Origin of the sequence: Polyangium jinanense, assembly GCF_028435265.1 — a bacterium.
Taxonomy (GTDB): Bacteria; Myxococcota_A; Polyangia; order Polyangiales; family Polyangiaceae; genus Polyangium; species Polyangium jinanense.
This window is the reverse complement of record NZ_JAGTJK010000019.1, coordinates 194742-216030: the sequence shown is the minus strand read 5'-3', so window position 1 is coordinate 216030 and position 21289 is coordinate 194742. Positions and strand designations below refer to the sequence as shown.

Annotated in this window: 18 protein-coding genes; 6 read left to right on the top strand and 12 right to left on the bottom strand. The window is 68.9% G+C overall.

The window, feature by feature from the left end:
• Positions 1-129 precede the first annotated feature (129 nt).
• Positions 130-624: a hypothetical protein gene (locus tag KEG38_RS29730; protein ID WP_272423279.1), complete on the bottom strand. Its 495-nt coding sequence runs from the start codon at positions 622-624 to the stop codon at positions 130-132.
• 224 nt (positions 625-848) lie between these two features.
• Between KEG38_RS29730 and KEG38_RS29725 the strand changes: the two genes are divergently transcribed.
• Positions 849-1316: a hypothetical protein gene (locus KEG38_RS29725; RefSeq protein ID WP_272423278.1), complete on the top strand. Its 468-nt coding sequence runs from the start codon at positions 849-851 to the stop codon at positions 1314-1316.
• A gap of 8 nt (positions 1317-1324) precedes the next feature.
• Here the strand turns inward: KEG38_RS29725 and KEG38_RS29720 are convergent, their stop codons facing one another.
• The 4 genes from KEG38_RS29720 to KEG38_RS29705 form a co-directional block, all read right to left on the bottom strand.
• Entirely contained in the window at positions 1325-2716 is a 1392-nt protein-coding gene (locus tag KEG38_RS29720; RefSeq protein WP_272423277.1) for a sigma-54-dependent transcriptional regulator, read from the bottom strand.
• On the bottom strand, positions 2713-4341 hold the full coding sequence (locus KEG38_RS29715) for a sensor histidine kinase (protein ID WP_272423276.1): 1629 nt from the start codon (positions 4339-4341) through the stop codon (positions 2713-2715). The genes KEG38_RS29720 and KEG38_RS29715 overlap by 4 nt, the downstream gene beginning before the upstream one ends.
• Before the next feature lie 66 nt (positions 4342-4407).
• The gene (locus KEG38_RS29710; protein ID WP_272423275.1) at positions 4408-5973 is read right to left on the bottom strand and encodes a hypothetical protein; all 1566 of its coding nucleotides are present in this window, start codon (positions 5971-5973) and stop codon (positions 4408-4410) included.
• Between the two features lie 126 nt (positions 5974-6099).
• Complete coding sequence (locus KEG38_RS29705) at positions 6100-7665, bottom strand: hypothetical protein (RefSeq protein WP_272423274.1); 1566 nt, start codon at positions 7663-7665, stop codon at positions 6100-6102.
• A 592-nt stretch (positions 7666-8257) separates the two neighbouring features.
• Here KEG38_RS29705 and KEG38_RS29700 point away from each other — a divergent pair.
• Together KEG38_RS29700 and KEG38_RS29695 are read left to right on the top strand one after the other, a co-directional pair.
• On the top strand, positions 8258-10090 hold the full coding sequence (locus KEG38_RS29700; protein WP_272423273.1) for a penicillin-binding transpeptidase domain-containing protein: 1833 nt from the start codon (positions 8258-8260) through the stop codon (positions 10088-10090).
• Positions 10091-10098: 8 nt separating this feature from the next.
• Entirely contained in the window at positions 10099-11166 is a 1068-nt protein-coding gene (locus tag KEG38_RS29695) for an FtsW/RodA/SpoVE family cell cycle protein (protein ID WP_272423272.1), read from the top strand.
• 269 nt (positions 11167-11435) lie between these two features.
• Here the strand turns inward: KEG38_RS29695 and KEG38_RS29690 are convergent, their stop codons facing one another.
• Positions 11436-12119 (bottom strand): hypothetical protein, encoded by a 684-nt coding sequence (locus tag KEG38_RS29690; RefSeq protein WP_272423271.1) that lies wholly within the window; start codon positions 12117-12119, stop codon positions 11436-11438.
• A 331-nt stretch (positions 12120-12450) separates the two neighbouring features.
• Between KEG38_RS29690 and KEG38_RS29685 the strand changes: the two genes are divergently transcribed.
• On the top strand, positions 12451-13014 hold the full coding sequence (locus tag KEG38_RS29685) for a hypothetical protein (RefSeq protein WP_272423270.1): 564 nt from the start codon (positions 12451-12453) through the stop codon (positions 13012-13014).
• A 72-nt stretch (positions 13015-13086) separates the two neighbouring features.
• On the opposite strand, the gene KEG38_RS29680 is transcribed toward KEG38_RS29685, so the two are convergent.
• A complete protein-coding gene (locus KEG38_RS29680) occupies positions 13087-13317 on the bottom strand; it encodes a hypothetical protein (RefSeq protein ID WP_272423269.1) in 231 nt (76 codons plus the stop codon).
• Between the two features lie 746 nt (positions 13318-14063).
• Positions 14064-14879: a hypothetical protein gene (locus KEG38_RS29675; protein ID WP_272423268.1), complete on the bottom strand. Its 816-nt coding sequence runs from the start codon at positions 14877-14879 to the stop codon at positions 14064-14066.
• A 1083-nt stretch (positions 14880-15962) separates the two neighbouring features.
• Between KEG38_RS29675 and KEG38_RS29670 the strand changes: the two genes are divergently transcribed.
• Complete coding sequence (locus KEG38_RS29670) at positions 15963-16793, top strand: M55 family metallopeptidase (RefSeq protein ID WP_272423267.1); 831 nt, start codon at positions 15963-15965, stop codon at positions 16791-16793.
• Between the two features lie 191 nt (positions 16794-16984).
• A complete protein-coding gene (locus KEG38_RS29665) occupies positions 16985-18487 on the top strand; it encodes a hypothetical protein (RefSeq protein WP_272423266.1) in 1503 nt (500 codons plus the stop codon).
• A gap of 413 nt (positions 18488-18900) precedes the next feature.
• Here the strand turns inward: KEG38_RS29665 and KEG38_RS29660 are convergent, their stop codons facing one another.
• Genes KEG38_RS29660 through KEG38_RS29645 form a run of 4 tightly spaced genes read right to left on the bottom strand, consistent with a single transcriptional unit; the run spans position 18901 to position 20840 of the window.
• Positions 18901-19557: a hypothetical protein gene (locus tag KEG38_RS29660; protein ID WP_272423265.1), complete on the bottom strand. Its 657-nt coding sequence runs from the start codon at positions 19555-19557 to the stop codon at positions 18901-18903.
• A 52-nt stretch (positions 19558-19609) separates the two neighbouring features.
• Positions 19610-19846, bottom strand: a complete 237-nt coding sequence (locus KEG38_RS29655; protein WP_272423264.1) for a hypothetical protein — start codon at positions 19844-19846, stop codon at positions 19610-19612.
• Complete coding sequence (locus KEG38_RS29650; protein ID WP_272423263.1) at positions 19843-20094, bottom strand: hypothetical protein; 252 nt, start codon at positions 20092-20094, stop codon at positions 19843-19845. The genes KEG38_RS29655 and KEG38_RS29650 overlap by 4 nt, the downstream gene beginning before the upstream one ends.
• Before the next feature lie 56 nt (positions 20095-20150).
• Complete coding sequence (locus KEG38_RS29645; RefSeq protein WP_272423262.1) at positions 20151-20840, bottom strand: hypothetical protein; 690 nt, start codon at positions 20838-20840, stop codon at positions 20151-20153.
• Positions 20841-21289: the final 449 nt, after the last annotated feature.

Sequence of the window (21289 nt, the reverse complement as noted above, 5' to 3'; positions counted from 1 at the left end):
GACTCGGCCTGTTCGATGAACTGCGCGTTGCGCAGTTCATCGACCCCGGGTCCAGCGCTTGCGCTGGTCCGGGTCCAGGGGCGGATAGCCCCTGGTGGGGCCTGGGGCAACGCCCCAGCGAAGCGCCTCTCAGGGCGCGTCCTCGAGGGGCGCCCTGCGCATCAGGGTGATGGCGCCGTGAATCGCGCCGGCGCAGAGAAGCCCGATCAGCGCGGCCGGAATGGCTCCGTAGGCCATCGTGAACACGAACGGCTTGCCGAAATAATCCCACGCCGCCTGCGCCAGGCTGAATCCGCGGTCGTGCTCGATCTGCGCGGCGCTCGCCAACGCGAGTGAAAATGCGGTGATCGCGAGGGTTGCGAGGCCGGCGAGTGGACCCCATGCCACGGCCGCGCCCCCGCGCTGCTCGATGGCGCGCCCCGCGAGTCCCCCGAGCCACCATACCGAGGCCCCGAGGCCGAGCAGCGTGGCCACGATGATCAGGCCGAAGCCGGGCTTGTACGGGATGCGGAAGTCGAACATCACGAGCACGAGGAGGAGCGTCGCCACGGCGAAGACCACCGTGACGGCGCGGCCGAGAAGGGTTCCGAGGGGGAGAGCGTCGTGGGGCTTCGTGGACGTCATGCCGCGTCGACATCGCAAGCGTGATGCCAACCCGCTCCGAGGCCGCGCGCCGCGGCCCAGCCGCTCTCCACGCGACCTGCCGTCAAGCTCGACTGTCCAGCGCGTGGACACCTCCCTCCAACGGCTGGACATCGCGGCCCGCGCTCGCGAGCGAATCCCGGGAGAACCGGCGTGGCACTGCCTTTGCGATGCGCCGCGGGGCAAAAGGAACCTGGGAGGGAACCGTGGGACGAATTCGCGTCACGTCGGAGGTCTGGAAGGGAGTCGCGCTCGGCGTGGCGACGCTCGTGGCCTACCTCGTCTTTTATGCCCTGTGGACCTTCTCGTACGGAGACACCGTCGGCGCGGATAGGGCTGAGCACCAGCAAACGGTCTCGTTCCTGGGGCGCATCCTGCTGGCCGCACTCCTGCCCGCGGCGCTCGTCGGAGGGCTGCTCGGCGCGCTGGCCCGAGACCTCCGCAAGGCACGCACCCTCACGCTCGCCGGGGCTGCGGTCTTCGGCTACTTCGGGGTGATGGCCGTGACGTTCGCACTCCTGTTCCTGTGGGAGGGCGAGCCCCTGCAGGGGGCGTGGTTCGGGTTCGTGCTGGGCCTCGTGCTCACCCCGTCCCTCGCACCGTTCGCGCTCGTCGCGGCGGTGATCCTCGAGCGCTGGACCCGCCCCGGCCGGCCGAGGGGAGCGCGCGGATAGCGCCTCCGTCAGCGCAGGCCGTATCGATCCAGCTTGTTCAGCAGACCCTGGCGTGACAGCCCGAGCCGCTGCGCGGCCTGGCTCCGGTTGCCCTGGCATTCGGCAAGGGCACGCGTGATCTCTGCGCGCTCCAGGCGCTCGATCTTCTGCTCCAGCGTGAGCGACGTGTCCTCCGCGGGCGCCTCGATGGCCGCTGCCGACCGCGAGCGACGGAGCGCCGGGGAGAGGTCCGCTTCGAGGATCTCCGAGCGGCCGGCCGCCATCACGAGGGCCCGCTGCATCTCATGCCGCAGCTCGCGGAGGTTGCCCGGCCAATCGTGGTCTTCGAGCCGCCGAAGGGCCTCTTTCGACAGCGTCGTGGGCCCGGCGCCCGGCACGAGCGCACGCGCCTCGTTGAGGAAATGCTGCGCCAGGACCGCGAGATCCCCGGTCCGATCGACGAGGCTCGGCAGCGTGATTTCGATCCCCCGGATGCGCCAGTAGAGGTCCTCGCGAAAGGTGCCCGTGCGGACCATCTGTTCCAGCGGCCGATGCGTCGCCGACACGATGCGGACGTCGACGCGGACCGGTTTTCCGGCGCCCACGGGCAAAACCTCGCCCGATTCGAGCGCGCGGAGGAGTTTGACCTGGAGCGCGAGCTCGAGATCGCCGATCTCGTCGAGGAAAAGCGTCCCGCCGTCCGCCTCGACGAAGAGGCCACGCCCGTCCGCGATGGCGCCCGTGAACGCGCCTTTCTTGTGGCCGAAGAGCGTCGATTCGAGCAGCGAAGGCGCGAGCGCCCCACAATTGACGGCCACGAACGGCCCCTCGCGGCGGCGGCTCCGCGCATGCACGCGCCGGGCGAAAAGCTCTTTCCCGGTGCCCGATGCTCCGGTGACGAGCACGGGTAGATCGGCCGGCGCGGCGCGCTCGGCAATGGAAAGCGCCTCGACGAAGGCCGGAGAGCTGCCGAGCAGGCCGGCTTCGCCCGTCGCCGCGAGCCTGTCTTCGAGCTCGGTGACGCGATCCTCGAGATCGAGCCGCGCCCGGGCCCGCGCGAGGACGGCGAGCAGCACATCGGGGTCGACCGGCTTTTCGATGAAGTCGTAGGCCCCCCGCCGCACGAGATCGAGCGCGAGCTGCGTCTCGCCCGTCCCCGACACCACCACGACCTTCACGCGTGGCTCGGCCGCGAGGAACACATCGAGCAGCGCGGCGCCCTCCTTCGGCAGGCCCGAGGGCGGCAGCATCAGGTCGAGCAGGACGAGGCGCGGGCGCTTCGCGAGGAACGTCGCGCGGGCCGGCTCGGCGGCGCCGGCCTCCAGCACCACGAGGCCCTCCGCTTCGAGGAGGGTGCGCCAGGCGCGCCGGAAGCCGGCGTCGTCGTCGACCACGAGAATCGAGGCGGAGGATCGGTTCATCGGGCGCGAGTCTGCTCCATGGGGGCGGCGTTGACCACGCGCGCCGTCCTCGGAAACCGGGCGATGAAGCGCGCGCCGCTGGCGCCTGGACGCTCGTGGCGGAGCGAGCCCCCGTGGCGCTCGGTCCAGCGCGCCGCGATCGCGAGGCCGAGGCCCGTGCCGGGGTGCGAGGCGTCGCGGCCGCGCCCCGTGACGAAGGGCTCGAAGAGGCGCGGCTCGATCTCGACGGGGACGCCGGGCCCGTCGTCGGTCACGCGTACGACGGCCTCGTCGCCCTCGCTTGCGACGTCGACGGTGACGCGACCGCCGGCGTCCGCGGTCGACAGGGCGACGAGCGCGTTGTGGACGAGCACCTTCACCACGTCGCCGAGCGCCGCGCGGTCGAGCTCGGCGCTCAGCGTGGCGTCGCCGGTGACGTCGACGGGCGCGGCGAGGTCGCCGAACGCGGCGCGCGCGGCCTCGGCGGCGCGTGTGACCTCGGCGAGCACCGGGGCGACGGCGAGATCGAGCGGGCGGGGCTTGCCGTAGCGCAGCAGATCGTCGAGGAAGCGCCGGGCGTTCGCGATTTCTTGCCGGAGCCCGGCGAGGGTCTCGGGGTCGGCGCCGCGGCGCTCGAGGATCTTGGCCTGCGCGAGCATGACGCCGAGGGGATTGCGGATTTCGTGGGCGACGGCGCTGACGATACGACCCATCTCGGCGAGCCGCTCGGCCTGGTCCGCGCGTGCTTCGCTGCGATCGACGGCCTCGGCGAGGTCACGCACGCCGATGGGGTTTTCGGCGACGCGCCGGCCGATCCCGTCGACGACGATCTGCCGCAGCGGATCGACCGGGAGGGCCGCGAAGAAGGTGACGGCGAGCGCGGCGGCGACGAACGTGATCGTCGATCCCTGCGCCGGCACGAGGTACGGCAGGGCGAACGCGTACGCCGTGACGAAGACCGTGGAGACGCTCGCTGTGATGACGGCGTAGACGATGCCGCTCCGCACGAGGGCCCTTGCTTTGCCCTGCTCGCGGCCGAGCGTCGCGTGCGCGGCGAGCAAGGTCGAGCCGAGCATGAGCGGGGCGGCGATCCAGAGGGGGCCGATGCCGAGGATGAAGGCGCTGATGGCCCCGCCGCCGCCGAGGCAGCCGAGGACCGCCGCGCCGAGCAGCGTGACGAGGGCGCGTCGCTCATCGCCGGCAGCGCTCTGCGCGCGGGCCGCGAGGTAGGCGAGCATCGCCACGGCCGCCGCGACGCCGAGGGCGGCGAAGGGGACGAAGGCCGGCCCCATGCCGCGTGCGCCGGGCCCGTAGAAGAGGCGAGGGGCCGCGGCGCCGAGTGTTGCGAACGCGCCGGTGGCCATCCAGGCGCCCGCGACGAGCTTGCGCCGGGGCTTCCCCGCGAGGGCCTCGGCGGCGTGGATGAAGCCCGCGCCCTGGACGATGCCCGACGGGAGCACGCGCTCGGCGATGTGGCTCGTGTTCGGCGTCGCGAACAGCACGAGGCCGGTCACCCAGACGCCTTGTGCGAAGCAGAGGAGCGGGAGCGCGTAGCCGCGCGAGCGGCCGAGGCGGAGCGAGACGAACCCGACGAGGAGGGCGAGGGCCCAGACGGGGTAGAAGGCGAAGGCGGAGAGGGCGCTCATGGGGGGCGGGGGCGCGACGATGCTATAGGCCCGCGCATCATGGAAGGGGGCGCCGGGGGCCGATGCCTAGAGCTCCGGATAGGCTGTCCAGATGCCCACGCGTTCGGGCGTGCGCACGGCGTAGACGACGCCGGGCTCGGGCCAGAAGAGCTCGCCGGATTCGGTGACGCCGGTATCGACGTCGAGCTGCTTTCCGGTGGCGGGGACCCAGGCCCCGAAGGTGCCTGCGCCGAGCGCGTCGTCCCAGTCGTGAATGTAGCGGAGGGTGCGCCCCTGGGTGACAAAGTCCGGGGTCATGCGGTGGACGCCCGGGATCCGGAGCGCTTCGGTCAGCGTCGTCGTGTCGAGCACGACGAGCGTCCCGAGATCCTCCTCGGGGTCCGTGAGCGTGGGGAAATAGCCCTTCATCCCTGCCCATCCATCCCAGAAGTTCTCGAGGAGCGGAGCAAAACCGCCCTCCGGCGTCCAGTTTCCAAGCGTGGCGGTCGCGCCGTCGTGATCGAGCTCGACCAGAAAGTCCTCCTTGCGCGGCCAAGCAAACCAGGTGGGGCTCGGATTCGTCCCGACGAGCATGGGCTCGCCGGCCCCCTGGATGGCCCAGAGCTCGCGCTTCTTCCCAGGCTCCTCGCGCTCGAAGAAGACCCACGACATCGTAATGTGGTTCGCGGCATACGCGGACGTGACCCCGCTGGAGAAGAGGCGTGTGTCCCCCGTCTCCCGGTCCAGAACCGCGAGCACGCCGGCCGCGCAGTCGTCCCGGTATATGAGCTTCAGCGGGGCCCCCCCCAAGCCGTATTGGGGTTTGCACGGCGCGGCCGTCGTGGGGATGGCGATGGGCCCGGGGTCCCCCGACTCGAGCACCCAGAGGCCCGTCGCATCCACATAAGCCGCCTCGTCTCCGGAATACGGGACCGCGACCTCGGTGACGCCCTCGCCCGCGGTTTGCAAGATGTTCCCATCGAGATCACGCACGACCAGGCGCCCGCCCTCGATCAACCAGAACTTGTCCTGCCGGTATTGCCAGAAGCTCGCGCTCTCGGCGATCGTGCGCACCGAGTCGGCCCAGGGATCGATCACCACGACCTCCCCGGACGTCGTCTGCGCGGTGTAGGCGCGGGGCGTGGACCCGCCGATGATCTGCACCGGCGCTTCGACCGAGGGCACGCGCATGCGCTCCACGCAGGACGCGTCGAAGACGCGCAGGTCCCCGCTCTCGGCCCCGAGCTCTCCTTCGAGCGTCAGGATACGTGTCGGGCGAGGGTCGACGAACGGCTCGCTCACGCCGAACTCGGGAGGGGGTTGCGGCTGGGCCGTGTGGTAAAAGAATGCCTTGCCCAGCGAGCAGGTGCGCTTTTCGCCCTCTGCGAGCGAGACCAGGACGAGCTCCTCATTCCCCGGCGCGAGCTCGTGCTGCGCCAGGACGAACGTCCCGTCGGGCTTCGATCCTCCGACGAAGAGCCCGCGATAGAGGCCGTCCGCGTGCATCGCGGGGCTGCGCTCGATCTCGACCTCAGCGCTGCACGCAGGGAGCAGCGCCGCGGCCAAGAAGCCGAAGGCGGCGAGCGCGCCCCGTCTCCGCGTTTCTCCCGACGCACCACACCAGAACCCTCGCGCCGTTCGTCCGTTCACCATGCGAAACCTCCACGGGAGCCATGAGTTGCCGCGGGGAGGGTGGTCATTCGAGTGCGCAGGAGGCGGGGGTGTGCTTTCGGGGGGCCACGGGGTCGTGGCCCCGACGTGGCGCGCGCGGGCCGATGCCTAGAGGTCCGGATAGGCTGTCCAGAGGCCCGCGCGTTCGGGCGCGCGCACGGCGTAGAGGATGCCGGGCTCGGGCCAGAAGATCTCGGTGAATTCGGTGACGCCCGTATCGACGTCGATCTGCTGTCCGTTGTAGGGGATCCAGACCCCGAGGGTGCCTGCCCCGAGCGCGTCGTCCCAGTCGTGGACGTAGCCGAGAGCGGCCACCTGGCGGGCAAAGGTCGGGGTCGAGCCGTGGACGCGCGGGACCCGGAGAGCTTCGGCCGCCGTCTGGCTGTCGTACACGACGAAAGTCCCGACATCCTCCTGCACGTCCGCGAGCGCGGTGAAATACTGGCTGTTCCATCCCCATGTCCCCGCGGAGTTCTCGAGGAGCGGAGAAAAACCGCCCTCCAGCGTCCAGGTTCCCAGCGTGCCGGCCGCGCCGTCGTGATCGAGGTCGAACAAAAAGCCCGCCGCGGACCGCCCAGGATACCAGTTGGGCCTCGGATTCGTCCCGACGAGCACGGGCTCGCCAGACCCCGGGACGGCCCATAGTTCGCGCTTCTTCCCAGGCTCCTCGCGCTCGAAGAAGATCCACGACATCGAAGGGTCGTAGCGGAAACGCGTGGACGTGACCTTATCGGAGAGGACGCGTGTGTCCCCGGTCGTCAGGTCCCGGACCGCGAGCACGCCGGCCGCGCAGTCGTCCCGGTAGGCGAGCTGTATCGAGCCCGTGTAGAAGTACTCGGGTTTGCACGGCGCGGCCGCCGTGGGGATGGCCGTGGGCTCGGGATCGCCCAGTTTCAGCACCCAGAGGCCTTTCGCATCCACATAAGCCACCTGGTCTCCGGAATACGTCGCGAGCTCGGTGACGCCCGAGCCTGCAGTTTGCAACGTTTTCCCATCGCGATCGCGCACGACCACGCTCCCGCCCTCGATCAGCCAGAATTTGTCGAGCATGTAGGTCGAGAAGCTCACGTTCTCGGCGATCGTGTGCACCGAGCCGGCCCAGGGATCGATCGTCACGACCTTCCCGGACGTCGTCCGCGCGGCGTAGCCCACGTGTTTGCCCTGGGCGCCGTAGAGCGGCCACAACCAGCCCTCGACCGAGGGCACGCGCATGCGCTCCACGCAGGACGCATCGAAGATGAGCAGGTCCCCGCTCTTGGCCCCGATGTCTCCTTCGAGCGTCAGGATACGTGCCGGGCGAGGGTCGACGGACGGCTCGTCATCGCCGTACCAGGGGGGTTGCGGCTGGAGCGTGGTGTACCAGGCTGCCTTGCCCAGCGAGCAGGTGCGCTTTTCGCCCTCTGCAAGCGAGACCAGGACCAGCTCTTCATCCCCCGGCGCGCGCTCGTGCAGCGCCAGGACGAACGCGCCGTCGGGCTCCGTTCCTCCGACGAGGAGGTGGCGATAGAGGCCGTCCGCATGCGTCGCGGTGCTGCGCTCGATCTCGACCTGGCAACCGCTGCACGCAGGGAGCAGCGCCGCGGAAAAGAAGCCAAGGGCGGCGAGAACGCCACGTGTCCGCTTTTCCCCCGACGCACCACACCAGAAGTTTCGCACCGTTCGTCCGTGCACCATGCGGCACCTCCACGGAGCCATGAGTTGCCGCGGGGGGGCTGGTCATTCGAGTGCGCAGGAGGCCTCACCCACCCCAACCCTCCCTCTCCACACAGTGGAGAGGGAGGGAGTTTTCGGCTTGAGCCAGCGCCTTTCGCCCCCTCTCCGCCGCGCGGAGAGGGGGTTGGGGGTGAGGTTGGTTCTGGGGAGCGGAGGCCGGCGACGCCTGTGGAACACCTTCTCACCCCAGGATCACGGCTCCCATTCCAACCCCCCTTGCCCCATTCGGGGTGGATCGTGGGTTTTCCCTCGACGAACCAATTCCACATTTGGTCGTTGAGTTTTCGCTCGCCTGACCCCGCCCCCGTTTGCGTTTGCGTTTGCGTTTGCGTTTGCGCCTCCGCCTCCGCCTCCGCCTCCGCCTCCGCACGCGCAAGCGCACGCGCCTCCGCCTCCGCCTCCGCACCCCCAGTCGTCCACGTGTCGGACACCGTCCGATTCGCGGAATTGACGCGTCGCTCGCCCGCTACGAAGGGGAAGACCGGCGGGCCCTCGCCGCGTTCCTCTTTGCTCTCACGACGCGTGCTGACCCCTCGATGTACGGAGGACCGTGATGCCCGACGACACCGCCCCGATCCCCGATGTCCACGAGGCGACGAGCGCCCCTGACGCACACACCCACCTCGGACGCCGCGTGCGAGGCATGTCGTGGTTCGTCGGCGCGGCGCTCCTCGGCCTCGCGGCTCGCGGCGTCCACCTGCAGATCGTGCACGGCGCAGAGCACGCGGCCCGCCTCGAAGCTGCCAGCGTGAAACGAGTGCGCCTCGCGCCGAGCCGCGGGGTGATCCGCGACGCGCGCGGCCGCGTCGTCGCCGAGGATCGCGTCGCCGTCGACGCCTACGTCGTCCCCGATCGGATGCTCGCCCGACCGGAGGAGAAGGTGCCCCGCCTCGCCGCCGCGCTCGGCCTCAGCGATGACGAGCAGAGCCGCCTCCGCCAGAAGCTCGACGCTGTGCCCGCAGCGAAGCGCGACCAGTTGCTCCTCGTGCGCCGCGACGTCCATCCCGAGCGACTTCAGGCGATCCGCGACGACCGCGCGCTCTCCTGGATCAAGCTCGTCGAACGAGCGGGGCGGCGCTACCCGTTCGGCCCCCTCGGCGCGCACGCGATCGGGTACATGAACGAGGTCTCGCCGGCCGACATCGCGAAAGATCCAGGCAAATTGCCGGGGGATCGCGTCGGCCGCACCGGCGTCGAGCGCGCGCGAGATCGCACCTTGCGCGGCTCGCCGGGCCACGCGTTCGTGGCCGCGTCGCGGCGGATCGTCGGCCCGGTGGCGCCCACGGGCGAGGCGCCGCGCGCCGGGCACGACGTGACGCTGACGCTCGACATGGATCTCGAGCGCGCGCTCGACGAGTCGTTCACTCGCCACGAGCAGCGCAAAGGCGCCGCGGTGCTGATCGACGTGCACACCGGCCGCGTGCTCGCGATCACGTCACGCCCCGCGTTCGATCCCAACCTGCTCGATCGCGGCGTGGCCGTCCCGGCGGGCTCCGAGCTCAACCGCGCGCTTCTGGAGAGTGAGCCGCCGGGCTCGACCATCAAGCCCTTCACGGCGCTGGCGGCGCTCGCCTCGGATCGCGCTGCCGCCGAGCATTCGGTCGAGTGCAAGGGTTATTACCCCCTCGGGCTCCGGTTGTTCCGCTGCACGCACACCCACGGTCGGGTCGATCTGGATCACGCTCTCGTCGAGAACTGTTCCGTGTGGCTCTACGATCAAGCCGCGCGCCTCGGGCTCGACGCCATCGTCGGCGAGGCCAGGCGATTCGGCCTCGGCGCGCCCACCGGCATCGAGATGGGCCGAGAGCTCGCCGGGCTCGTCCCGAGCCGCGCCTGGTTCGAGCGCGCCGATCCGGGCCCCTTTCGCGCGGGCCACAGCCTCAACGCCGCGATCGGGATAGGCGTCGTGCGGGTGACGCCGATCCAGCTCGCGGTGGCCTACGCGGCCCTCGCGAACGGCGGCACCGTGCGCACGCCGCAGATCGTCGTGAGCGACGTGCCAGCGCCCGCGCGGCAGGTGGACGTGGAAGCCGCGGATCTCGCGCGGGTCCGCGCCGCGCTGCGCGCCCGTGCGAGCGAGCTTCGCGGGTTGCAAGCCAACGTGGCCGGCACTCTAGGCGCGTCCGACTCGCGCGAGCTCTTCCTGATGCCCACGGCCTACATCGAAGCGGAGGACGCTCCACCGGACGACGAGCCGCCCGCGCGCCCCATCCGCATGCCGGAGACGAACGGCTGGTTCGCGGGCTTCGCGCCTGCGGACGCCCCCGAGGTGGCCATCGTCGTCCTCGTCCAGGGCCGGTCCTTCGCGGATCACCGCGTCGCGACCGCCATCGCGGACGACACGCTGCGCGCCTACTTCGCCGGCAAGGAAAGAGGCTCCCGATGATCCGCGCCGTGCGAAACCGTCCCCTCCTCGTCGTTGTCGGCGCCGCCGTCGCGCTCGCCGCCATCGGGCTCGCGACGGTGCGCTCGGCGGGGCTCGCCCTCCCCGAGCAAAGCGCACTCTGGCCCCGGCAGCTCGCGTGGCTCATCGTCGGTTCGGCCGCGGCGCTCGTTGTCGCGCGCGCGGATGTCCGCCGGCTCCAGGACCGCGGATCGCTGCTGATTCATGGCGCGCTGATCCTCGCCACGATCGCCACGTTCGCCGCGTCGGGGGTCCACGACGCGCACCGCTGGCTGCACCTCGGGCGCCTCAACGTGCAGCCGTCCGAGCCCCTCAAGCTCGGCCTCGTGCTCGCGCTTGCGAGCTGCTTTTCTCGTCCCGCCGAAGGCCCGCGACCGCTCCGCGATCTCGCGCTCCCGGCGGGGCTCCTCGCTTGCACGCTGATCCCCGTGCTGCTCCAGCCGGATCTCGGGACTGCGGTGGTGCTCGCGCTGATCGCCGCGTCGGCTCTTTCGCTCGAGCGCTTTTCGCGCGGCGCTCGGGTCACCCTGGCCATCGGCGCGATCGGCAGCCTCGCGACCGTGTTGCTCACCCTGCACGACTACCAGCGCGCGCGCCTCGCTGCGTTCGTTCACGGCGCCGATCCGATGACCACCGGCTACCAGAGCGACCACGCGTTGCGGCTCGTCGGCGCCGGCCGCCTCCTCGGCGCCAAGAGCTTCGCGGGGAGCGAGCCCTACCCGCTGCCCGAGGCCCACGGCGACTTCGCCTTCGCGGTCTGGGCGCACGAGCACGGCTTCGCCGGCACGGCGCTGGTGCTCGCGCTCTACCTCACGCTGGTGCTCGCCGCGCTGCGGATCGCCGCGGGCGCGCGCGACCGCTTCGAGGCCCGCGTCGCTGTGGGCGTCGCGGCGATCGTGTTCTGGCAGGCGGTGATCAACGCCGGCATGGTGATGGGCCTGCTCCCCGTGGTGGGCGTCACGCTGCCGCTGATCTCGTACGGCGGCTCGAGCGCGTTCACGTGCCTCGTGGGCGTCGGGCTGCTCGCGAGCGTGGCCCGGCGGCCCACCGCGGCGTAGGCAGGGCCCCTGAGCCTCGCCGGGCTGATCCGCCTCTCCACCACAGGCTCGGCGCGCTTGGGGTGAACAACCCGCCCATTTGACCTCGCGCACGAACACCGCCACCGCGACGCCACCGCCGCGGCAGTATCTTTGCACGGCGAGCACACCTATCGGACACACCGTCACGTCGATGGAAATACATGCCGCAGAAGCCACGCCCACGGCTTGCGGCGACCGTTCGCTTCAGGCACTCGACCTACCCCCTTCCTCAACAGCGGTCCGAGCGCTCAAGGCGTGGGGCACGTCGCCAAGCATTGCGACAAGCTTTTGCACGCGCTGTTTCCCTCCACGTGAATGCACGCGGATTGGAAATCGCTGCTTGCAACGCATGCGCCCTCGTCGCGCAGCGTTCCCTTGAGGCAAGCGACGCAAGTGTCCGTCTCGGGGCCTTGGCCGCCGCAGTACCTGCTATTGCTGCACGCGGATTCACACGGCATGCCCGCACCGCAGGCGCAGGCTTGGAAGAAGGGCACGGCATAGGTGCCCCCGGACGAACCCCTGCAGCAATCGGCGCAGGCGGCAGCCGAGCCCTTGAGGTAGCAAGCCTGCGATTTGCCCTGCTCGGTGCAATCGCTGCACGTGGTGAGATCGGGGCAGCCAGCCGTGACGACGTGATAAGCGCATGCCCCGCCCACGCAACCGGCAGCGAAGAAATCGGCCGTGTAGGTGCCGAGATCCACCACGCATTGGCCGTCGAGCGTGGTCGCGCAATCGGCATCCGCGGCGCAGGTGACGGACGATTGGCAAATATCGGTTTTGGGGCCGAAGAGGTTCACCTCGTCGCAAGACGGGCAGTCGAGCCCGCCGCAATCTCCGGTGCTCGTGGGGGCCGGGTCGCCGCTGCAGCCGAAGAAGGCGAGGATCGAGGCGTGGACGAGGAAGGCATGGACAAGGAAAGTGTGAATGCGCATCCCGAGAGCGTACCTGCTACGCCGAAGAATGAGCAAGGATCCGTAGCAAGTGCGGTCGCCGCGCCTGACAACACCCATAAGGCGCCGCTGGCGCACGACCTACCCTCTTGCTCAGAAACGGTAGACAACCGGATTTCGCTCGCCGCTCCCGCTCCCGCTTGCCGCTCCCGCCTCCGCCTTCGCTCCGCTGCCGCCGTTGCGGACATGGTACGGAACGGCTCGCCATGGGTTCTGTCATCGACGCCGAAGTAGACGGCGTGGGAAAAGAACGAAACCATGGTCCAGACCACCGCATCGGAAGCGCCCGAACGTTGACCGAAAGGTGAAATACATGGGTATTCGAGTGGGTCATCTTGGTTTCGTCCTCGTCGCTGGCCTCCTGGGTGTGGGTTGCGTGGCGACGGAGCAGCCGGAATGCAGCGGTGACGTCGCGTGTGAGAGCGAGGAGCAGGTTGGCGTGAGCGAGGAGGCGCTGGTCACGTGGACGGCGGCGATCTCGGAAGAGACGGCGCCGGCCTATTGTCCGGGCAATACGGTGGTCACCGGCGTGAGTTGCCAGGGAGCCTACTGCGACAACGTGGCCCTTCTCTGCGAGACGGTTTCCAACGCGGCCCACAACTATTCGTGGACGACTTCTTTCTCGGAAGAGGGCACCTACTATCGTATCTGCCCGAATGGCTTCGTGACCGGCCTGAAATGCAACGGCGGCTGGTGCGACAACATGTATCTGGAGTGCATGACCGTGTATGGTTCCCCGCTGTGGCCGTGTTACTGGGGCGGCGCCTTCTCCGAGGAGAATCCGCCCGCGATCGTGCCTGCGGGTTATGCAGTGGCAGGCATGGCGTGTAGTGGAAGCTACTGCGACAATATCAGTTTGTATTACTGCAAGCTGTGAGACCGGGGGGCGGTTCGGGGAGATTCTCCCTCGGCGAGACCATGGAACCGCGAGCACGCTGCCGAGGGCGCTCTAGCCCGTCGGCATCTCGGCCGTCGGCTCTCCCGCCTTTTTCGACCGTCGCGTCGCGCGGGCGGCGGCCACGGCTTTCGCGTGCGCCATGGCGTCCAACAGCGGAGCGAGGAGCGCCCGACCTTCGAGCGACCGCTTGACGTCCCCCGCGGACGCGCGGCTCTCCACGTACTTGCGCAGCCGACCCACCACATCGAGCCAATGGGCCTCCGCGTTCTTGCCGAGGTTCACGTGATGGCCGTCGAGCTGCAGGATGAACGCGTCGAGCGCAGGCTCGGCGGGGCCCGTCTGGGCGCGGGTGACGAGGTTGTCGTGGATCTTGCGGCAGATGGTCGCTTTTTCGGCGCGGGAGAGCTTGGCGGGGTGGTGGTCGTCGACATGGGAGAGACACCTCGCTGGAAACGGACGCGACGGGATGTCGCGCCGCGGGTTCGGGAGGCAGACCCAGCAAGGGGAATGCCAGCGGGAGAATGCCGGGAAATGCGCGTGAAAAGGGCAAAACGCACATGGGCACGGAGGCGAGGACGCTCCGGAATGGAGCGGAGGCGATCCGGAATGAAGCGGTGTGCCCGCGGAGAGGGCGCGACGAGGGGTCGGCGCGCGGGGAGGTGAGCTTGGAAGGGGCGCGAAGACAGGTCGGCGCGCGGGGAGGTGAGCTTGGAAGGGGAGCGAAGGCAGGTCCCCAAGCGGGGAGGTGGTCTTGGAAGGGGCGCGAAGGCAGGTCGGCGAACGGGGAAGTGAGCTTGGAAGGGGCGCGGAGACAGGTCGGCGCGCGGGGAGGTGAGCTTGGAAGGGGAGCGAAGGCAGGTCCCCAAGCGGGGAGGTGAGCTTGGAAGGGGAGCGAAGACAGGTCGGCGAACGGGGAGGTGAGCTTGGAAGGGGAGCGAAGACAGGTCGGCGCGCGGGGAGGTGAGCTTGGAAGGGGCGCGAAGACAGGTCGGCGCGCGGGGAGGTGGGCTCGGAAGGGGCGCAGGACGTCAGGGCAAACGCGCCGTCGCCTTGGCCGCCAGGCGCTCGAGTGCGTCGAACGCGCACGCCTGCTGCCGCGCATTGAGGGTCACGACCATGGTGACGCGGCCCTTCGCCACCGCCACATTGCACAACGAGTCCGTCACGAGACGTTGTGCCGCGTCGCCCAGGCCGGACAGGAGTTTCACCTGCGTCGCCTGCTCATGAGGCCTTCTGACCATGGCCGTGGCTTCCGTCGCGGTCCGGTGCGATCGAAGGTAAACCATCACGAACCGCCCATCCTCCGCGTGGAAGTCTCGACTGCAGTTGTTCTCCGTCGAGGGCGGCTCTTCGTCGTCGACTGACGGCCTCATCGAAATGCCGAGGTCCGCTTGGATATCCTCCGGCGTGAGCAATCGATCGCAATCGAGGGGAACGCTCGGAAAGGGGTGGCTTTCTTCGCAGGCGAGGACGTCGTCGCCCGTCTTCGCGGCGAGGAAGCAGGCCGCACGGCCTGCCCAGCGCTTCTCGCCATCAGCCCGTCCAGCAGACTCCTCCTCCAGACACTCCCGAATGAACTCTTGCTCTTTGCCTTCGTGCCCCCCGCGCCCGGCGGTCGAGAGCTCCTGCGAAATGACGGAATGCAGGTGCTCACATACCTTCTGGGGGCCAGGCGTTTCGGCTGTGGGACCGCCCGTCGCATCCGTGGCGTCCGCGGAGGGAGGGGGCGCAGCGCCGCCGCACGCACCAAACGCCGCGGGGAGCACGAGGACACACGAAAGGAACCTCCCGAGCGTTCGCCGACAGAAGCGATGAAAGAAGCCGTAGAAAAGGCTGTTCGTCATGGCGGCGCCATGGGTAGCACGGCACACGCAAAAAGGACACCTATCGATCTCCGCTGGGCCATCGCGCCGGGGCGCCGCCCCGGACCCCGCGGGGGCTGTTCGCCCCTCGACCCGAACCAGGGCAAGCCCTGGACCTTTGGTGGAAGAACTGCGCTGCGCGCAGTTCTTCCAACGGGCCCGTGACAAGACCACGGAGGTGCGGCTGTTCGATGAACTGCGCATCGCGCAGTTCATCGACCCCGAGTCCAGCGCTTGCGCTGGTCCAGGTCCAGGGGCGGATAGCCCCTGGTGGGGCCTGGGGCAACGCCCCAGCGAAACGCCTTTACGGCAGGAGATCCTACTTGTAGTAGCAGGCCGAGAAGGCTTGTTGCTCTGCCGCGCACACTGTGCTGTCGCAGTCGAGCTCATTGGCGGCGTTGCACGAGCACGCGGAGGTGTCCTGGGGGTGCGGCATGCAATCGACCCACGCCGCGAGCTCGTCCGCGCAATCGGGACTGCAGTCGCATTCGCCGGGATCACTGTTGCACCCGAACTCGGCTATCAGCGCCGCCGCTTTGTTACAAGCTTCTACACACGCCGCATCCCCGCCTCCTGCTCCGCCATGGCCGCCTGACCCGCTGCTCGTTGACGAACCGGTGCCTGAGCTCGCGGGCCCGTTCTCTTGGCTTCCTTCTCCACCGCCGCCTCCTCCTCCGGCAGGAGGCGACGACGTTCCACAGGCCGTGACCGTCAACAAGAGACAAACAGCAAACCTTGCCTTCTCGCCAAAACGCATTCCGTACTCCTTCGCTCCGTAGCAATACGCCCCTCTCCGGTTCGTCGGGGCGGCGAGCAACGCCGAGCCTCGACTGGCTCTTCCCGCTTGAACGGCCCACGCCATCGAACGGGCCGGCGGCGCTGACGTCTCCACGGAAACGAGTCCACCGGCCTGTTCGATGAACTGCGCATCGCGCAGTTCATCGACCCCGAGTCCAGCGCTTGCGCTGGTCCGGGTCCAGGGGCGGACAGCCCCGGTGGGGCCTGGGGCAAAGCCCCAGCGCAGCGGCCCCCAAGAAACAAGACACCCATGCTATAGGCCCGCGCATGCAGGTCTACATCAGCGTCGACATGGAAGGGGTCGCCGGGGTGGTCCATGTGGACCAGACGCGGCGGACGGGGGCTGATTATGAGCGGGCGCGCCGGTGGATGACGTACGAGGCGAACGCTGCCGTGACGGGCGCATTCGAAGGCGGCGCGACGAGCGTGCTCGTGAACGATTCGCATGGCGACATGCGGAACCTCCTGCTCGATGAGCTTGATCCGCGGGCGGAGATCGTCACGGGCTCGTTGAAGCCGCTCTCGATGGTGCAGGGCATCGCGCCCGGCTTCGGCTGCGCGCTTTTCGTTGGGTACCACGCGGGCGCTGGGAGTCGCGCGGGCATTCTGGACCATACGTTTTTTGGTCGGGTGGTGGCGCGCTGCCGCGTCGGTGGACGCGATTTCAACGAGACGGCCATCAATGCGGCCGTGTGCGGCGCGCTCGGGATCCCCGTGGCGCTCGTCACGGGGGATCAGACGGTGTGCGCGCAGGCGCGGGAGATCCTGGGCGAGGTGGAGACGGTGCAGGTGAAGGAGGCGATCACCCGGTATGCGGCGCGGAGCTTGTCCCCGGTTGCTGCGCGGGAGCGTGTTCGTGAAGGGGCGGCGCGGGCGGTGCGGCGGGCGCGCGAGGGGGCGTTTTCGCCGTTTCGCCCGGCTTTGCCGCTCGACCTGGAGATTGATTTCGTCAATTCGGCGTGCGCGGACGCGGCGGAGCTCGTGCCGTTCACGGAACGGCGGTCCGGTACGGCTTGCGGGTATCGGGCGCCGGATGCGGCCACGGTGGTGCAGGTGATCGAGGCGTGGACGATTCTGGCGGCGTCGACGATGGTTTGACGGGCGGGATCGCCGCGCGACGCCGAAAGTCAAGCTGCAAGCAGCCTTCGCTTCCGCATTCCACCTCCGCTGCGGTATGACGGCGGTGGTGCAATGCGGAGGCGGCCCTGGTTACTGATTCTCGACCTCGAGCCACTTCACGTCGCGCGCCGCGGTTGACCCGCCTCTTGTCGCTGGGTATTCAAACCCCCATGCGCAACATCGGCTCGTTTGCCATTTCGATCCTTCTTTATGCCTTGATCGCCGGATGCGGCAGCTCGAACGAGAATCCACCTTCGTCGACGGAGGGAAGCGGGGGGAATGGGGGCGCGGGGGGCTCCGTGGGCGAAGGCGGAGCCGGCGGCGCGGGCGGCGCCGGCGGCGAAGCCGGCGCGGGCAGCGTGTGGGGGACCTTTGAAAAACCCTTCGCGGCCGATTCGCTGTGGAACAGCCATCCCAAGAACCCCGTCCTGGGAGACTACCAGATCCCGCCGACGCCCAATCCCGCCTTCTATCCCTTGGTGGGCGGAGGCGCTTTCTCGACGACCATCTTCCGCGCGTCGGAGAGCGACCCGTCGATGCAGGTGCTCGGCAAAGGCGGCGCCGCGGGCCCGAGCTGCCCCGACGTCGGCGGATCGTGCGAGGTGGTGATCCCCCACTGGCCCGCCTCGGTCGAGGGCGCGTCGGGGAGCGATGGGCACGCGGACATCGTCGACGAGAAGGCGGGCATCATTCATTCGTTCTGGCAGCTCAAGAAAGACGCAGCGGGCGCCTGGACCGCGGCGATGTATTCATGGTCCCCCCTTGGCGGCTCGGGCTGGGGCGATCCCGCGCATTACTCCCAGGGGGCGCGCGCGTCCGGCGTGTGCACCGCCGCCGGTCTCATCCGCGTGCACGAAGCCGACGACGGGGAAGAGATGTTCCACCACGCGCTGGCCCTGTCGCTGGATGGCACCGCAATGAAGACCGGCTTCGTCTTCCCGGCGACCCTGGAGGACGGCGATAGCGCCTCGGGCTACAAGGGGCAGATCCCCATGGGCTCGCTGCTGATGCTGCCGCCGGACTTCGATACGTCGAAGGTGACGTCGCCGGGTTTGCTGAAGGTCATCAAGACGCTCCAGGTCTACGGGGCCCGTCTCGTCGACAGGAATACCGATACGCCGTTCGCGATCTACGTGGAGAACGGGAGCAAGTTCACGGTCTCGACGAAGCCGCCCGGCGAGTGGGACAGCGTGGTGGCGAATCAGTTGTTCGACGTTGCCCACGCGTTGCGCGTGATGACGAGCTCCGACGGTTTCATCGACGGCGACGGCAAGGAGTTCGTGCCGAACACGAACCTCAATCGCATGTCGATGCGCGGGCCCTGGAACGGCGCCGGTGGAGCCTTCGACTCCTGGCAGCAAGCGCTCGTGTTCGAGAGCACGGACACGATGATCAAGCTGGAGCACACGAACGCGACGTGGGACTATCGGGTGAGCTGGGCCCCGTGGACGGCCGGAGCGAGCTATCGGCTGACCGTGGTCGCGAGCGGCGGGGCAAAGCTCAACATGCAGTTCAAGGACGGCATGTACAAGACGATCCTCGAGACCGGGAGCCTGGGTGACGGCGAGAGCAAGAGCTTCGTCATGCCCGCAGACAATGGGTATCCAATTTTGATCGCGACGAGCGGCGTCGGGCAGGCGTCCACCGTGCGGGGGATTCTCGTCGCGGAGTGAGGGGCGCGGAGCAGCATCTGGTAGGCGCTTCGCTGGGGCTTTGCCCCAGGCCCCACCGGGGCTATCCGCCCCTGGACGCGGGGCCTGCGCAAGCGCTGGACCCGGGGTCGATGAACTGCGCGATGCGCAGTTCATCGAACAGGCCAGGTCAAGACCAACGACGATCCTGCCAACCAACGCTGACGGTTCAACGGGCAACGTGCCCGTCGCCAGCGTGCAACGCACCTTCCTGGTCTTGCCACCGGCCTGTGGGAAGAACTGCGCATCGCGCAGTTCTTCCCCAAATGGTCCAGGGCTTGCCCTGGTTCGGGTCGAGGGGCGAACAGCCCCCGCGGGGCCCGGGGCAGCGCCCCGGCGCGACGCCTCGCGATGAGACCAATGCTCAGGCTTCCGGGGGCGGCGCACCCGGATTCTCAAGGCGCCGGGATCATCTTCTCGCATTCCACGTTCAAGCGGTGCCATTCATAAGGCACGTCGATGATGTCCACCTTCGACACGTCGTCCACCGGCAGTGCGTACGAGGTTGGGTTCAGCGGCGGTGACGGCATCCCGCACCCGAAGCCGCACGGGCCGCATTGAGAGACCGGGTCGCGGTGAATCTGGGGGCTCAGGCGGAGGATCACCACCCGGCCGCCAGGGGCGGAGGCGAAGTGGTACTCCGGGCGGAGCTCGCAACCACAGGAGCTCCCGGCCGAGCATTCGGTCGTGGCAAACACGATTTTGGAGGGGGCATTCTCGGCTGCCGCCGTGGCCACGATGGACTCCTGCGCGTGCAGGCCACGCTCGGGGGCCTTGGCGAGTACCGTCGGCGGAGGACGGTCGGACCTGGGATTCTCTGGGGACAATCCGGGGATGAACTCAATGACGACGGTGGGCGTGATCCGCTCGTACCCCGGCGTGGCCAGGGCGCCCGCGATCGCCGATGCAAGGCTCTTGCGGTTTTTCGCGTCGAGTTCCTCCTGGAGCGCTCGAACCTCCGTGGGCTCCACGCAAGATGCGGCCGGCGACGCAGCGCCGCGGCATCCAGCAAGGGCGATCGACAGCAACAGGATCGAAGGGCGGAAGCGCATGTCACACGCTGTACACGGGTCCACGCCGGGATGCAATCGGGCGGCATACCCGTCAGCCCGGATGCTGTTGGGTCGTATCCATCAATGTTGTGGCCTGGTTCCAGAGGTCGCGCGAGCGCTCCTCGTCTCCGTGCTCGCTGACCCTGAAGGACATGTAGATGAGCGCGTCGATCTTGCCCCAATCGTTGCCGATTTGTTCATGGATCGCGATGGCTTGATTCAAGAGGTCGAGCGCGTGCTCCGCGTCGCCCTGCCGCGCGGCGGTGAACGCCATCGCGTTGAGCGTCAAGGCCTGGCCCCAGACGTCGCCCGTTTCTCATGGAGCGCGAGGCATTGTCTCCAGAGGTCGTTCGCGTACCCCAGGTCCTCCCGCTCCATGAACGCCGCAAAGTCGTACAGGATCGCCGCGCGCTCCCGCAGGGCCGAATCTGACTCCGCCCCGCGGGTCGCTGCGAGGGCCTGCTCGTAGCGCGCACGCGTCGGCGTCGTGTCCGGCGCGTCGCCGATCGATACCAGGGTCGGCTGTTCGTCACCCATGGTCGTCCTCCCTCTCCGTGGATGGGCTCACCGCCGTCGACGCAGCCCGGCAAAGCTCAGTCGGTCGGGCGTTCGCACTCGAAGACGTGCCCCCAGCGTGGATCGAGCGAGAGCCAGATCGGAGACGTGTCGGGGTGGAAGTTCCCTCCGCCCAGCGGGAGCGCGCCCTCCCAGACACGCTCCGTGATGCATCCTTCGAGGCCCAGGTCCGCAGGGCCCGCGCGGAAGGTCGATCCGTCGGGGCACACGAGCGTGAGGGGCATGCCCGACGTGAACGAAATCGTCGCGCCGGTCGGCCCCTCGAGGACGTGTACCCGGGGCGTGTCCGTCCTCGTCCCTGTCTCCGGGCCCGTGTCGCGATAGCGGAAGCAGGTCTTGTTCGCGACGCGCACCTCGATGTCGAGGGTCCAGGTGGGCGCGTTCGGCGCCTCGGGTCGAAAGAGCACCTCTGCATTCGAGGACGTGCAGGTTTTTGGGTCACGCGCGAGCGTGCCCTCGATCGGGAGAGGGCCGAGGCAGGCGCGGATCTCGCGCTTCATCGTCTGCCAGCAGTTGTCCTTTTGGCGGACCCATTCGCAATCGAGCCGCTTCGAGGCGTCGTTCGACGCCGAAGGCGCGGGCGCTTCGTCGGAAAGCGGGTTCGACGCGCTCGCTGATCCCTGCGGAACGGCGTCTCTCGTGCAGCCGGGGAGGGAAGCGGCGAGCCAGAGGATGGGGACGAGGAGGGCTCTGGGGCGCGGATGCATGGCGATGCCACGGCGTGGGCCAGGCGAGGGCACTCTACGGGAGGGAAGGCGAGGGGTTCAAGGGCGTCCGGCCGTAGCCGCCTCCGCTACCGTTTCCGCCGCCGTGGGCACGAATCCGCTAGAAACGAGGTCGGAACGTTCCTGGCGCCGTCCTCGTCGGGCTAGAAGGATGGGGGGAACGTTCTGCGGTGCGTCATCGCCAAGCTAGAAGGCAGCGGGGAACGTTTCCGGGTGCGTCATAGCGCGACGATGAAGAAGGGGAGGACGTTCCAGGATGCTTCGTAGGCAAGCTGCGACGACGGAGCGAGTGTTCTACGGCGCGTCATCGCCAAGCGAGAAGGAAGCGGGGAACGGTCCCGGCTGCGTTCTAGCGAAGCGATGAGGACGGGGGGAGCGTTCCGCGGAGCTTCCTCCCCTGGCGAGGAGGCCGCGGGGGCCGTTCTGTGCCG